This is a genomic window from Sphingopyxis sp. P1IMeth2 (assembly GCF_900185685.1).
Taxonomy (GTDB): domain Bacteria; phylum Pseudomonadota; class Alphaproteobacteria; order Sphingomonadales; family Sphingomonadaceae; genus Sphingopyxis; species Sphingopyxis terrae_A.
Map to the genome: position 1 here is coordinate 69,579 of NZ_FYAT01000014.1, position 14,711 is coordinate 84,289.

Genomic DNA, 14,711 nt, shown 5'->3' on the forward strand with positions numbered 1-14,711 from the left:
CCGGGGCATCTTTTTGCGTACGGGGCGGAGGCCTCCCCGCTTCAATGAAAATCGCGTGACTTGGGCAGGATGCGGACATTGCGGGGATGGCCGTTCCGCGCGCCCGGCGCGCGGTCGCGCGGCATTTGCGGGTGCTTGACCTCGTCGGCCCGGCACAAGTCGGGATCGAAGCCGCGATCGCTGCCCAGTGCGTCGAGCATCGCGGTGCGATCGACGATGCGGGTCGCCATCAGGTGGATGACGCCCTCCTTGCTGCGCTGCACCTCGCCTTCGGCCAGCATCAGCCGCGACGCCATGACGGCGCGGCGATAGCGTTCGAAATGGCGCGCCCATAGCAGGATGTTCACGATCCCGCCCTCATCCTCAATGGTGATGAAGATCGCATTGCCCTTGCCCGGCCGCTGGCGGATCAGCACGACCCCCGCGGTGCAAACGATCGACCCGTTCTTTGCCCCCGCAACTTCGCCCGCGCTCAGCACGCCTTCGCGCGCGAAGGCGGGACGCAGAAAGGCCATCGGATGGCCCTTCAGCGACAGGCGCGTCGTCTGATAATCGGTCAGCACCTGTTCGACCGGAGGGATCGGCGGCAGGCGTGCATCGTCTTCGGTGCCCAGTTCGTCGGCGCCCGCCGCACCGAACAGCGGCAACACCCCCTGACGGACGCGCCGCGCGTCCCATAGCGCGGGGCGCCGATCGAGTCCCATCGACCGGCATGCATCCGCATCGGCGAGCAGGCGCAACGCCCGCGGAGGCAGGTTCGCGCGGCGCGCGAGTTCCTCGACCGACGCGAAGGGCGCGGCATTCCGCGCGTCGGCGATCAGCTTCGACCACTCCTGGCGAAACCCGTCCACCTGCCGAAAGCCGAGCCGCAGCGCGAGGCTGCCGTCGGCGCGGGGTTCAAGGCTGCTGTCCCAATCGCTGGAATTGACGTCGACCGCGCGCACCTCGACGCCATGCTCGCGCGCATCGCGGACAAGCTGCGCCGGCGCATAAAAACCCATCGGCTGCGAATTGAGCAAGCCGCAGGTGAAGACGGCGGGGTAGTAATGCTTGATCCATGACGAGACATAAACAAGCCGCGCAAAGGACTGCGCATGGCTTTCGGGGAAGCCATAGCTGCCAAAACCCTCGATCTGCTTGAAACAGCGTTCGGCGAAATCCTGCGTGTAGCCGCGCCGCACCATGCCGCCGATCATCTTGTCCCGGAAATTCTCGATCGTCCCGACGTTGCGAAAGGTCGCCATCGCGCGGCGCAGGCCATTGGCCTCGTCGGGCGTGAAATCGGCGGCCACCATCGCCAGCTTCATCGCCTGTTCCTGGAACAGCGGCACGCCGAAAGTCTTGCCGAGCACGTCGTGCAGTTCGTCGGGCGGGTGCGGCGGGGCAGGCTCGGGGAATTCAACTGGCTCCTCGCCGCATCGCCGGCGCAGATAGGGGTGGACCATGTCGCCCTCGATCGGGCCCGGCCGGACGATCGCGACCTGCACGACAAGGTCATAGAATATCCTGGGTTTCAGGCGCGGCAGCATGTTGATCTGGGCGCGGCTCTCGACCTGAAACACCCCGATGCTGTCGCCGCGCTGGAGCATTTCATAGACGGCCTCGTCGCCGCAATCGATGTCGACCTCCAGCGTATGGTCGCCCAGCCCGTGCGCCCGCATCAGGTCGAAGCATTTGCGGATGCAGGTCAGCATGCCGAGCGCGAGGACATCGACCTTCATCAGGCCGAGTGCGTCGATATCGTCCTTGTCCCATTCGATGAAGGTACGGTCCTCCATTGCGGCATTGTGGATCGGCACCAGTTCGTCGAGCCGCCCTTGGGTCAGCACGAAGCCGCCGACATGCTGCGACAGGTGACGCGGCGCCTTCAGCAATTCGCCGACGAAACGGTGCAATCGCTCGATCTCGCCATTATGGGGGTTGAGTCCGGCTTCGGCCAGCCGCTCGACCGGCACCTCGTCGCCCCAGCTGCCCCAGCTCGTATCGGCGAGCCGCGCGGTGACATCCTCGCTGAGGCCCAGCGCCTTGCCGACCTCGCGGATCGTGCTGCGCGGGCGATAATGGATGACGGTTGCGGCAATCGCGGCGCGGTCGCGCGTGTAGCGGCGGTAGATATATTGGATCACTTCCTCGCGCCGCTCATGCTCGAAATCGACGTCGATGTCGGGTGGCTCGTCGCGCTCGGCCGAGACGAAGCGCGAGAAGAGCAGGTCGTGCTGCATCGGATCGACCGAGGTGACGCCGAGCAGGAAACAGACGATCGAATTGGCCGCCGATCCGCGCCCCTGGCAGAGGATCGGTGGCTTCTGGCCGCGCGCGAAACGGACGAGGTCGTGGACGGTGAGGAAATAATAGACATAATTCCGCCGCCGGATCAGCCGCAGTTCGTTGCCGATCAGCTTGCGGACTTTCGCCGACAAGGGCGTGCCGTAGCGCGCCTCGGCCGCCGTCTTCACCAGATGGTGCAGATAGTTGAAGGGCTTCCATCCCGGCGGCACCGGTTCGTGCGGATATTCGTAGCGCAGTTCGTCGAGCGCGAAGCCGATACGGTCGAGCAGCCGCGCGCTTTGCTCGACCGCTCCCCGACAGGCCGCGAACAGCCGGCGCATCTCGGCCGGCGCTTTTAGATGGCGTTCGCCATTGGCGTGGAGACGCCGGCCTGCCCTGTGCAGTGTCGTGCCCTCGCGGATACAAGTGACGATGTCGTGGAGCGGGCGCTGTGCGGGGGTTGCGTAAAGCGCATCGCAGGTTGCGAGCAGCGGGACGTTCACCGCCGCCGCCAGACGGTGCAGTCGCGCCAGCCGCCGCGCGTCGGCACCTCCCCGGGGCATGGTCGCGGCGAGCCAGAGCGATTTGGGACGTGCGTGCTTGAGCTGGCGCAGCAGGGTCTCGTCGCCCTCCGTCGCGATCAGCAACAGATCGTCGCAATAGGCGAGCAGATCTTCGAGGTGAAGGATGCAGTCGCCCTTCTGCGCGCGCAGATTGCCGGTCGACAACAGGCGCGTCAGGCGGCCCCAGCCATGGCGGCTGACCGGATAGGCGACAATGTCAGGGGTGCCGTCGGCGAATGCGAGCCGGGCGCCGACGACCAGCCGGAATCCCGCTACCGCCTCCGGCTGCTTGGCCTGCAGCTCTTTCAGGAAGGCCCAGGCCCGCACCACCCCCGCGACGCTGTTGCGGTCGGCGATGCCGATGCCCGTCATGCCGAGTTCGAGCGCGCGCGCGACCATTTCGGCGGGGTGCGAGGCGCCGCGCAGGAAGCTGTAGTTGGTCGCAGCGACCAGCTCGGCGAAACCGGGATCGGCGTCGGGACAAGGCGCGCTCATGCAAAGACCCCATGGATATACCAGCGCGGGTCGGGCTTTTCATCGTAGAGGCCGTGGCGGAACAGCCAGTAACGGCGACCCTGCGCATCCTCGACGCGGTAATAGTCGCGCGTCAGCCCGGCATTGTCGCGGCGGCGCCACCATTCGGCCGCGATGCGTTCGGGGCCTTCGAAGCGGCGTACCGCATGGAGCGTGCGGCGCCAGCGGAAGCGCTGCGGCGGGCCGTCGGGGACTTCAGCGATCACTTCGATCGGCTGCGGCGGGTCGAACAGGTGAAAGGGGCGCAGCGGCGGTTCGCCCGGCTCGGTCGCGGTCCAGGGCGTCGGCGGCGGCGCCTCGACCGCGGGCAAGGCAAGCTGCGCCTGTTCGGGGATATGGGTATCGGCGCTGCGCAGCCGCCGGACGCGCCCGCGCCCGAGCCGGGTCGCCAGCCGGTCGGCGAGTTCGTCGACGGCGGCGGCGCCCGGCGCGGTGTTCGCCGCGCCGCCCTCGAGCCTGAGCTGGCCGGCACCCAGCGCCTCGATCCGCGGCACGGCGAGGCGGATCATGTCGAAACCGAAACCGGGGTCGATCGGATCGCGCAGGCTGTCGATCCGTTCGGCGAACAGACGCATGACCAGATCGGCGTCGCGCGTCGGCTGGCCGGTTTCGATTGCGATGCTGCGCGCCAGCCCGTCGCTGCGAAAGAAGGTCGCGCGAAAATGGCGCCCGCCCTTGCCGCGTTCGCCGAGCGCGACGGCGGCCTCGGCGGCAAGCTCGGCGAGCACAGCAGCGGCATGGGCGCTGCTGCCTAGCGGTTCGGCGAAACGGCGCTCGACGACGATCGGCGGGGGCCGGATGCGCGGGTCGAGCGGGCTCGGTGCATCGCCGAGCAACCGGCGCAGCGCGTTCGCCGCCTCGGCCCCGAAGCGCGCGGCGATCGCGGCGACCGGGCGGCCCGAAAGATCGCCGATCGTCTTGAGCCCCGCGCGGACGAGCGCGGTCGTCGCCTCCGCCTCCAGCCCCAGCGCCGCGACGGGCAGGCGGCGCACCGCCGCCGCCTCGTCGGGGGCGGGGAGCGCCTGGTAGCGGGCGAGCGCGCGCGCCGCATCGGCGGTGCCGGCAAGCGCGCTGCGCAGCGTCATCCCCAGCCGGTCCATGCGCTCTTCGACATCGGCGACAAGTTCTGCTTCGCCGCCGAACAGATGCGCCGCGCCCGCGATGTCGAGGATCAGCCCGTCGGGGGCATCGAGCGCGACGAGCGGCGTGTAGCGCGCGCAGCCCTGCGCGAGCCGGTCGAGCCAGGCGGCATCGGCGACGGGATCGTGCGGCACGACGGCAAGGTCGCCGACCTGCGCGCGGGCATCGGCGAGCGGCATGCCGGGGCCGAGCCCCAGCGCCGCGGCGTGCGGATCGACGCTCGCAAGACGGAGTGCCCCGCGCTGCTTTTCGGCAAAGACGATCGGAGCGTCAGGCGGCGGCGCGGCGCGGCACAGCCGTTCGGCCGGGAGCCACGGGAAGAAGAGCGCCAGATAGCGCCGCCCCCCGGAAGACTTGCTCATCGCGATTCCATTCCATCTGCCAGCGGGCGCCCGCGGGGCCGCCGCGCCAGCGTATCAGGTCGAGGGTGAAGCCCGGCGCGCCCGGCGCATCGGCCTCGAGCGCCGTCGAGGGCGCGGCGGCGACCGTCCAGCGCGTTTCCGCCACGCTGGGAGCGGGAAGCGTATTGAGTCGCAGCATCAGGAGCACGGTCCCCGCATCGCGTGCGCCGAGTGCCAGCCGCCGCCCCGCGGTCAGGTCGAGCGCGGGCCACGCTCCCCAGCTTTCGACGATCACCGCCGCCGAGCCGCCGCACCGCACCGCGTCATTGGCGCAGGCGAGGAGCATTTTGGGGTCGGCGGTTTCGACGAGCAGCAGCCGGTCGGGGTCGCCGCCAAGCTCGGCGATGCCAGGCGCATAGATATGCCCCGCGCGCCGTGCGGCATCGGCGGTGCGCAGCCACAGCAGCGGCGCCGCGCCGGGCGTACGCAGCGCGAGCAACGCGGCAAAGGCCGCGGCGCTCGTCGCATCGAGCGCGTCGGCTGCGAAAAATTCATGCGTCTTGCCGATCGCCAACCCGCCGCCGATCGCCGCATCGAAATCCGCATGGCCACTCGCCAGCCAGCCGCCATCGCCCCCGCCGGACGGGGCGCCGCTATCGGCGAGCCGGGCGACGCGTTGGCGCAGCGCGGCGAGAGAGGAAGACGACTCGCGCATAATGTTCCTGATTTGTTCTATTAGCGCGCGAGCGGATGGGGTTGTCAAGCGGAGTCGGGATTCGCTTCTGGATGGCGCTCTAAGGCGCCGCGGACCCCGCGCTGCTGTCGCCGCCGAGCGCGCGGAACAGGGCGATGCGGGTCTGGACGAGCAGCAGGCCTGTCGCGATTTCGCTGCGCCGCGCGGCATAGAGGCTGCGCTGCGCGTCGAGGCTGGCGAGGAAACTGTCGACCCCGCCCTTGTAGCGCGCATCGCTGAGTCTCGCCGTGTCGGCTGCGGCTTCGGTGTTGGCGGCGGCGGCGCGGACCCGCTCGGCGATCGTCCCTTGCACCGCGAGCGCGTCGGCGACTTCGCGAAAGGCGGTCTGGATCGCGCCTTCATAGCTGGCAAGCGCGGCATCGCGCTGCGCCTCGCTCACCGCCACCCCGGCGCGGCGGCCACCGAAATCGAAGATCGAGGCGCTGGCATCGCCGCCCGCCGACCAGGCGAAGGAACCCTTGTCGAACAGGCTCGACAGCGCGTCGCTGGCAAAGCCCAGCAGGCCGGTCAGCGAAATCGTCGGGAACAACCGCGCGCGCGCGACGCCGATATCGGCATTGGCGGCGCGCAGCAGATATTCGGCCTGGATCACGTCGGGCCGCCGCAACAGGATTTCCGACCGCATCCCGGCCGGGGGCGCCGCAACCGCGGGCGTCACCTCGGCCAGGCTGGCGGGGAACAGCGCCGGATCGACATCGCCGCCGACGAGCAGGCGGATCAGATTTTCGTCCTGCGCGATCGCAGTCTGCTGCTGCGCGATCGCGTCCTCGGCGGTCGCCAATATCTGTTCGGCTTGCCTGAGGTCGGTGCGCGGCGCGACGCCGCCGTCGAGCCGCGCCTTCGTCAGCCGGACATTTTCGCGCGCATTGGTCGCGGTTTCCTGCGCAATGGCGAGCAGGTCGCGGTCGGCGCCATAGGCGGCCCAGGCATTGGCGAGATCGGCGATCAGGCTCAGCCGCACGGTGCGCGACGCGGCCTCGGTCGCCAGCGCGCGGTCGCGGTCGGCGGCATTCGCATTGGCGAGGCGCCCGAACAGGTCGAGTTCGAAGGCGGTGACCCCGCCTTGAAGCGCGAAACTACTGCCCGCGCCGCCGGAGCCGCCGGTGCCGCCGCGGTCGGCATAGTCGCCGCTCGCGCTGACGCCAATCGCCGGGAATTGCGCCGCCCGGCTGACCCGCACCTGCGCGCGCGCCGCCGCCAGATTGGCATAGGCGGTGCGCAGGTCGCGATTGTTCGCGAGCGCCTGTTCGACGAGCGACTGGAGCCGCGCGTCGGTAAACAATTGTTTGTAGGACAGGATCGGCAGCGCCGCCTCGCTCTGGATCAGATAGGCGTCGCCGACCGGCCAGCCTTGCGGTACCGGGGGCGGCGGTAACGCCGTCTTCGGCGCAAGCGAACAGCCCGCGAGCATCAGCGGCGCTGCGATCATCAGGAAGGGCGCGCGTTTCATGCCGTCACCTCCGCGTCGCCGTCCTTTTTGCCGAAGCGCCGGCGCAGCGCGGCAAGCCCGTCGCGCACGCCGCGGCGGACGAGCACGAAGAAGAGCGGAATGAAGAAAATGGCGAGCAGCGCGGCGGTCAGCATGCCGCCGATCACCGACGTGCCGATCGCGACGCGGCTGTTGGCCCCCGCACCGGTCGCAATGGCGAGCGGCAGGACGCCGAAGATGAAGGCAAAGCTGGTCATCAGGATCGGACGCAAACGGATGCGCGCCGCCTCGACCGCTGCCTCGATAACGCGGCGACCCTTGCGTTCCTCCTGTTCGGCGAACTCGATCATCAGGATCGCATTCTTCGCCGCCAGTCCCATCGTCGTCAGCAACCCGATCTGCAGATAGACGTCGTTTTCCAGCCCGCGCAGCGTCACCGCGAAAACCGCGCCGACCAGCCCGAGCGGAATGATGAGCAGCACCGCAAGCGGGATCGACCAGCTTTCGTAAAGCGCGGCAAGGCAGAGGAAGACGACGAGCAGCGACAGGCCATAGAGCAGGGGCGCCTGCCCCGATGACAGGCGTTCCTGATAGGACGCGCCCGCCCAGGCGACGCTGGTGCCGGGAATTTCGGCCGCCATCCGCTCCATCTCATCCATCGCCTCGCCCGAACTGACGCCGGCGGCTGCCTGCCCCGAAATTTCGAACGCCGGGACGCCCTGAAAGCGCGACGTGCTTGCCGGGGTGGTTGACCAGCCGATGCTCGAAAAGGCCGAGAAGGGCGACATCTCGCCATCGGACGATCGGACATACCATTGCCCGATATCGTCGGGCTTCGCGCGATAGGGGGCGTCGCCCTGGACATAGACGCGCTTGACGCGGCCCTTGTCGATGAAGTCGTTGACGTAGCGGCCGCCCCAGGCGGTCGCCAGCGTGTTGTTCACATCGCCGTTGCTGAGGCCATAGGCGGTCAGCCGCTGCGTATCGATATCGACCTTCAACGTCGCGACATCGGGAAGATCGCTGAGCCGAACCGAGGTGAGCTTGGGATTGGCATTGGCCATGTCGAGCAGCCGGTCGCGCGCCGCGACGAATTCGGCGCGGCTCATCCCGCTGCGGTTCTGGAACTCCATCGTAAAGCCCGACGAATCGCCAAGACCCCGCACCGCGCCGGGAACGAGGGCGAAGACCTGCGCGTCGCGCAGGCCCGACAGCGCCTTGCGCGTCCGGTCGGCGATCGCGTCGGCGGTGTTTTCCTTGCCGGGACGGTCGTCCCAGTGGACGAGATTCAAAAAACCCTGGCCGGTATTCTGGCCGGTAGCACCGCCCCCGCCGCCGCCCGCGACGAGGAAGAGCGCGCCGACATTGGCCTTTTCCTGGCTCAGCAGATATTTTTCGACGCTGTCGCGCACTGCGAGCGTGCGTTCCTGCGTCGCGCCCGCGGGCAAGCGGAACTGCACCGAAACGCGGCCCTGATCCTCATTGGGAAGAAAGCCGGTCGGCAGGCGCACGAACATAAGCACCAGCAGCACCAGAATGATGGCGTAAATGCCAAGGAACAGCCATTTGCGATCGACGACGCGGGTCACGCTGCCGACATAGCCGCGAACCGTGCGGTCGAACCGCGTGTTGAAGCCGTCGCGGGCGCGGATCATCGCGGCGTGCACGCGCGGGAAACGGTGCGGCCGATCCTCGTCCCCGCCATGGCTGCGCGGCTTCAGCAGGGTCGAGGTCAGCGCCGGGCTGAGGATCAGCGCGACGAGTACCGACAGAGCCATCGCCGACACGATGGTGATCGAGAACTGACGATAGATGACGCCCGTCGATCCGCCGAAAAAGGCCATCGGCAGAAACACCGCCGACAGCACCATCGCGATCGCGATCAAGGCGACCTGCAATTCCTTCATCGACTGGATCGTCGCCTCGCGCGCCGACATGCCGGGATTCTCTTCCATCAGCCGCTCGACATTCTCGACCACCACGATCGCGTCGTCGACGAGCAGGCCGATCGCGAGCGTCAGGCCGAACAGGGTGAGCGTGTTGATCGTGAAACCGGCGATATAGAAGACGCCGAAGGTGCCAAGCAGCACGACCGGCACAGCGATCGCCGGGATCAGCACCGCGCGCCAGCTTTGCAGAAAGACGAACATCACCAGCACGACAAGCAGGATCGCCTCGAACAGCGATTTCTGCACTTCGCTCACCGACAGCTTGATGAAGGCGGTGGCGTCGTTGGCATAGGCATAGGTCAGGCCGTCGGGGAAATCCTGCGCCAGTTCGGCAACGCGCGTCTTGACCCGGTCGGCGGTTTCCAGCGCGTCGGAGCCGGGCGACAGCGAGATCGAGATGCCTGCGCCCGGATGGCCGTTGATGCGCACGATGGTGCCGTAATTTTCGGCGCCGACCTCGACCCGCGCGACGTCTCTGATCCTTACGGTCGACCCGTCGGGCAGCGTCTTGAGCACGATATTCTCGAACTCTTCGGGCGTCTGCAACCGCGACTGGGCGGTTACGGTCGCATTCAGCATCTGTCCCTCGGGCGCCGGGGTGCCGCCGACCTCGCCCGCCGCGACCTCGCTGTTCTGCGCGGTGATCGCGGTGACGACGTCGCCGGGCATCAGCGACACCGCGGCGAGCCGCTGCGGGTTCAGCCAGATGCGCATCGCATGCGGCGAGCCATAGACATTGACGTCGCCTACGCCTTCGACGCGCGACAGCGGATCCTGCACGTTCGACGACAGATAGTCGGACACATCCTGGTTCGATCGCGTGTCGGTGGTGTCATAGACGCCGACGAGCAGCAGCGAATCCGAATTGGACTTGGTGACGCGCACGCCCTGACTCTGCACCTGTTGCGGCAGGCGCGAGATGGCGGAGGCGATCTTGTTCTGCACCTGCACCTGCGCGATGTCGGGATCGGTGCCCTTGGCGAAGATGGCAGTAATCGTCGCCTGCCCGCGCGAACTCGACTGCGAGCTGAAATAGAGCAGGCCGTCGATACCGGTGAGCTGTTGCTCGAGCACCTGCGTGACGCTGTTCTCGATCGTCTCGGCGGAGGCGCCGGGATAGCTGGCGCGGATATTGACCTGCGTCGGCGCGATGTCGGGATATTGTTCGATCGGCAGCGAAAACAGCGCGCCGAGCCCGCCGAGCATGACGACGATCGCCAGCACCCAGGCGAAGATCGGCCGATCGATGAAAATGCGCGACATGGGGCGTTATTGTCCTTTCGTCGCGGCGCTCTTGTCGGCGCTCTTCCCCGCGGGCGCCCCCACCCGCTGCGGACTGGTCGCGGGCACTGGCTTGATCGCCGATCCCTGCTTCAGGTTGCCGACACCCTGCGTGATGACCCGGTCGCCCGGTTTCAGCCCGCCGGTGACGACCCAGTTCGCGCCGACCGTGCGGTCCGCGTCGACCTTGCGCCGTTCGGCCTTATTGTCGTTGCCGACCAGATAGACGAAAGCCGATCCGTCGAAATCGCGCTGCACCGCGGCCTGCGGCACCAGCATTGCCGCGGGGTTCACCGCCTGGTCGAACAGCGCGGTCACGAACATGCCGGGCATCAGCAGGCCCGAGGGGTTGGGGAAGCGCGCGCGCAGCGTCACCGTCCCCGTCGCTTCGTTCACCGTCACTTCGGAAAACTGCACGGTGCCGGACAGGCCGTAATCGCTGCCGTCCTCCAGCTTCAGCCGCACGCTCGTGCTGCCGGCGGTCACCCCGCCGCTGGCAAGCGACTGGCGCAGGCGCGTCATGTCGGCGGCCGATTGCTGGATGTCGACATACATGGGGTCGGTGCGCTGGATCACCGCGAGCGGCGTCGCCTGGCTGGCGCTGACGAGCGCGCCGGGAGTAACGAGCGAGCGGCCGATATGGCCCCCGATCGGCGCGGTGATCGTCGAATAGCGCAGGTTGATCCGCGCAGTTTCGAGCGATGCGGCGCTCTGCGCGACGGCGGCGCGCGCGACGCGCGCCTGTGCCAGCGCGTCGGTATAATCTTGTTCGGCCACCGCCTGCATCTTGGCGAGCGGCTCGAAGCGCTTGGCCTTTTCCTCGGCCGCCTGCGCGCTCGCGCGGGCGCTCGCCAGATTGGCCGCGGCCTGATCGACCGCCGCCTTGTAAAGGCTCGCGTCGATCTGGAACAGCGGCTGGCCGGCGCGCACCGTCCCGCCCTCGGTAAACAGGCGCTGGCGGACAATGCCGTTTACCTGCGGCCGGACTTCGCTCGTCTCGAAGGCGACGGTGCGGCCGCCGAGCGCGGTGGTGATCGGCACGGCCTCCTCGCGCACCACGACAAAGCCGACCTGCGCGGCGCGGTTGCCGCCCTTGTCGTCCTTGCCCGAACAGGCGCCCAGCGAAAGCGTCATCGCGCACAGCGCTCCGGCAAGGAGCAGCGGCTTCTTGTGCAGCATAGTCTGTTGTCTCGTGTCGAAACCGCCGGGGAGGGCGGGGGGAAGGGCGCCTATTCAACCTATTGCGCCGCACCATGCAAGCCCCGAGGCTGCATTGCGACAAATTACGACAATTTTCCTGGCTCGGGGACGAACAGCGTGCGTGCGGCCTGCACTTCGGCGTCGAGCCAGTCGATGAAGGCGCGAATCCGCGGCTGCGGCGCGATGTCGCGGTGCAGCGCCAGCCAGAAGGCGCGCGCGATCGTCTGGTCGCGGCGGACGCGGACGAGCGCGGGGTCACCCGCAGCAAGGAAGCAGGGCAGGACGCCGACTCCGGCACCGCCCGCGATCATCCGCCGCTGCGCGAGGATCGAAGAGGATCGGATGCCAGCGCGCAACCCCGGTTCGATCTCGCCCAGATAGTCGAGTTCGGGGGCATAGAGGATGTCGGGGACATAGCCGACGACGGGAATACCGGTACGCGAGAGGGGCGCCGCTTCGACCGCCCGATGCCAGTCGCGGCGGTCGGCGGGGGCGTAGAGGCCGAGGCTGTAGTCCGCGAGCTTGCGCGTGATCAGCGGGCCCTTGCGGGGCCGCGCGAGCAGCACCGCCATATCGGCCTCGCGCCGCGAGGGGTTGAGGAAACCCGACGAAGCGACAAGGTCGATCTCGAGCTCGGGGTGGGCCGCGACGAAGGCGGCGAGGCGCGGCGCGATGAAGCTGCCCCCAAAACCTTCGGAGACGCTGATCCGCAATTGCCCCGAAAGCGCCGTGCCGCCATCGCCTGCCGAATGGATGCGCGCGGCCGCTGCCGCCATCGCTTCGGCATGCGGAACGAGCGCCCGACCGGCGGCGGTCAGAACGAAACCCGTCGGCGCGCGTTCGAACAGCGTCTGCTGCAAGGCGCTTTCCAGTGCACTGATGCGGCGGCTGACCGTCGTGGCGTCGACGTGGAGCGCCTGGCCGGCTCGCGCCAGCGTGCCATGACGCGCAACCATCTGGAAATATTGCAGGCTGTCCCAATCCATATGCTGCAAATATGCAGGATATGGCTGCAAGTCTATCCCTTGCAATCGCGCTGGTTTTGGTTTGTGGCTGCGACACGTCAGAAACGGGAGACTCGACCCTCATGCGACAGATCGATCATCACATCGTCGGCGGTGCCGGCGGCAATACGGGACGGCTCGGCGACGTGCTCGATCCGAACAATGGCGGCGTTCAGGCGCAGGTGGCGCTTGGCGACAAGGCGCTCCTCGATCGCGCGGTCGCGGCGGCCAAGGCGGCGCAGCCGGCCTGGGCCGCAGTGAATCCCCAGCGCCGCGCGCGGGTGATGTTCGAATATAAGCGGCTGGTAGAGGCCAATATGGACGAGCTTGCTCAGATGCTCTCGGCCGAACATGGCAAGGTGATCGCCGATGCCAAGGGCGACATCCAGCGCGGGCTGGAGGTCGTCGAATTCTGTTGCGGCATCCCGCATGTGCTGAAGGGCGAATATACGCAGGGCGCCGGCCCCGGCATCGACGTCTATTCGATGCGCCAGCCGCTCGGCATCGGCGTCGGCATCACGCCGTTCAACTTTCCCGCGATGATTCCGTTGTGGATGGGCGCGGTCGCCACCGCGGTCGGCAATGCCTTCATCCTGAAGCCCAGCGAACGCGACCCGTCGGTTCCCGTCCGCCTGGCCGAACTGTTCCTCGAAGCCGGAATGCCCGAGGGGATTTTCCAGGTCGTCCACGGTGACAAGGAAATGGTCGATGCCATCCTCGATCATCCCGACATCGCCGCGGTCAGCTTCGTCGGCTCGTCGGACATCGCCCATTATGTCTATGAACGCGGCGTGCGCGCGGGCAAGCGGGTGCAGGCGATGGGCGGCGCGAAGAATCACGGCATCGTCATGCCCGACGCCGATCTCGACCAGGTGGTCAGCGACCTGACCGGCGCCGCCTTCGGCTCGGCGGGCGAACGCTGCATGGCGCTGCCCGTCGTCGTCCCGGTGGGCGAGGATACGGCGCAGCGACTGCGCGACAAGCTGGTCCCGGCGATCGAGGCGCTGCGCGTCGGCGTATCGACCGATCCCGACGCGCATTACGGCCCCGTGGTGACGCAGGCGCACAAGGAAAAGGTCGAAGGCTGGATCGCGAAATGTGCCGACGAAGGCGCCGAGCTGGTCGTCGACGGGCGCGGCTTTACCTTGCAGGGGCATGAAAAGGGCTTCTTCGTCGGCCCGACGCTGTTCGACCATGTCACCCCCGAGATGGAAAGCTACAAGGAAGAAATCTTCGGCCCGGTGCTGCAGATCGTCCGCGCGCCCGATTTCGAAACCGCGCTCGAACTGCCGTCGAGGCATCAGTATGGCAACGGCGTCGCCATCTTCACGCGCAACGGCCACGCCGCGCGCGAATTTGCCGCGCGCGTCAATGTCGGCATGGTCGGCATCAACGTGCCGATTCCGGTGCCCGTCGCCTATCACACCTTCGGCGGCTGGAAGCGCTCGGCGTTCGGCGATACCAACCAGCACGGCATGGAGGGGGTCAAATTCTGGACCAAGGTCAAGACCGTGACCGCGCGCTGGCCCGATGGGTCGCCTGACGGCGGCAACGCCTTCGTCATCCCGACCATGGGCTGACGGCGCGCTGGCGATGAAACCGGCCCCCGTCATCGGGCATTTCCTGTTGGGGCGCCGGCCGGTCGCTGGCGCCGTGCAGGAGATCGAATGATGACGCGCTGGCTGTTTTCCGCTCCCTTGCTGCTGCTTGCCGGGTGCAGCGGCGGCAGCGACGGCACCGATGGCACCGATGACAAGGCACCCGCCGCTGAGGAACAGGCGGCCGATGCGCCGGCCGGGCCTTCGCAAAACGCGCCTGCTCAACCGGCGCCCGCCGCGGGCGGCGCCAGCGATGCCGACCTCGCCTATGTTGCCGATCCGTCGGTGGCCCCGCCGAAGGCACCCGACGCGGGGGTCGGTATCGGCGTGCAGGCGATTCCGGTTGCCATCCGCGGTCGCTGGGCGCTGAAGGCGGAGGATTGCGGCGCGCGTCCCGGCACCGACCTGACCGCGCTGGTGATCGACGCAAAGACGCTGCGCTTCTTCGAATCGGCGGGCGATCTGGCGCGGGTGCGCGACCGCGATGCAAACCGCATCGTTGCCGATTATAAATTCAGCGGCGAAGGGCAGCAGTGGGACCGGCTGATGCTGCTCGGCCTCGCCGACGGCGGCAAGACGCTCGTTCGCCGCGATTATGGCGATGGTGCCGCGCCCGACGCGATGCGCTATACCCGCTGCGCCTGACTTGC

Annotated in this window: 9 protein-coding genes; 2 read left to right on the top strand and 7 right to left on the bottom strand. The window is 68.0% G+C overall.

Annotated elements, in window-relative coordinates; all coding sequences use genetic code 11:
- Positions 1-41 precede the first annotated feature (41 nt).
- The 7 genes from P1IM2_RS13865 to P1IM2_RS13895 all read right to left on the bottom strand — a co-directional run bounded on the left by P1IM2_RS13865 (position 42) and on the right by P1IM2_RS13895 (position 12,445).
- Positions 42-3,326, bottom strand: coding sequence for an error-prone DNA polymerase (locus P1IM2_RS13865; protein WP_186402832.1), 3,285 nt, complete (start codon positions 3,324-3,326; stop codon positions 42-44).
- Complete coding sequence (locus P1IM2_RS13870; protein WP_062901640.1) at positions 3,323-4,867, bottom strand: Y-family DNA polymerase; 1,545 nt, start codon at positions 4,865-4,867, stop codon at positions 3,323-3,325. The genes P1IM2_RS13865 and P1IM2_RS13870 overlap by 4 nt, the downstream gene beginning before the upstream one ends.
- Complete coding sequence (locus tag P1IM2_RS13875; RefSeq protein ID WP_058812224.1) at positions 4,776-5,561, bottom strand: ImuA family protein; 786 nt, start codon at positions 5,559-5,561, stop codon at positions 4,776-4,778. Before P1IM2_RS13875 ends, P1IM2_RS13870 begins: the two co-directional genes overlap by 92 nt.
- A gap of 79 nt (positions 5,562-5,640) precedes the next feature.
- Positions 5,641-7,050 (bottom strand): efflux transporter outer membrane subunit, encoded by a 1,410-nt coding sequence (locus tag P1IM2_RS13880; protein ID WP_062901642.1) that lies wholly within the window; start codon positions 7,048-7,050, stop codon positions 5,641-5,643.
- On the bottom strand, positions 7,047-10,241 hold the full coding sequence (locus P1IM2_RS13885) for an efflux RND transporter permease subunit (protein WP_186402833.1): 3,195 nt from the start codon (positions 10,239-10,241) through the stop codon (positions 7,047-7,049). Before P1IM2_RS13885 ends, P1IM2_RS13880 begins: the two co-directional genes overlap by 4 nt.
- 6 nt (positions 10,242-10,247) lie before the next feature.
- A complete protein-coding gene (locus P1IM2_RS13890; RefSeq protein WP_062901644.1) occupies positions 10,248-11,438 on the bottom strand; it encodes an efflux RND transporter periplasmic adaptor subunit in 1,191 nt (396 codons plus the stop codon).
- A gap of 104 nt (positions 11,439-11,542) precedes the next feature.
- The gene (locus P1IM2_RS13895) at positions 11,543-12,445 is read right to left on the bottom strand and encodes a LysR family transcriptional regulator (protein WP_186402834.1); all 903 of its coding nucleotides are present in this window, start codon (positions 12,443-12,445) and stop codon (positions 11,543-11,545) included.
- Between the two features lie 101 nt (positions 12,446-12,546).
- Between P1IM2_RS13895 and P1IM2_RS13900 the strand changes: the two genes are divergently transcribed.
- Positions 12,547-14,043, top strand: coding sequence for a CoA-acylating methylmalonate-semialdehyde dehydrogenase (locus P1IM2_RS13900; protein WP_186402835.1), 1,497 nt, complete (start codon positions 12,547-12,549; stop codon positions 14,041-14,043).
- An 87-nt stretch (positions 14,044-14,130) separates the two neighbouring features.
- Complete coding sequence (locus P1IM2_RS13905; protein ID WP_260834163.1) at positions 14,131-14,706, top strand: hypothetical protein; 576 nt, start codon at positions 14,131-14,133, stop codon at positions 14,704-14,706.
- The last annotated feature ends 5 nt before the right edge of the window (positions 14,707-14,711 follow it).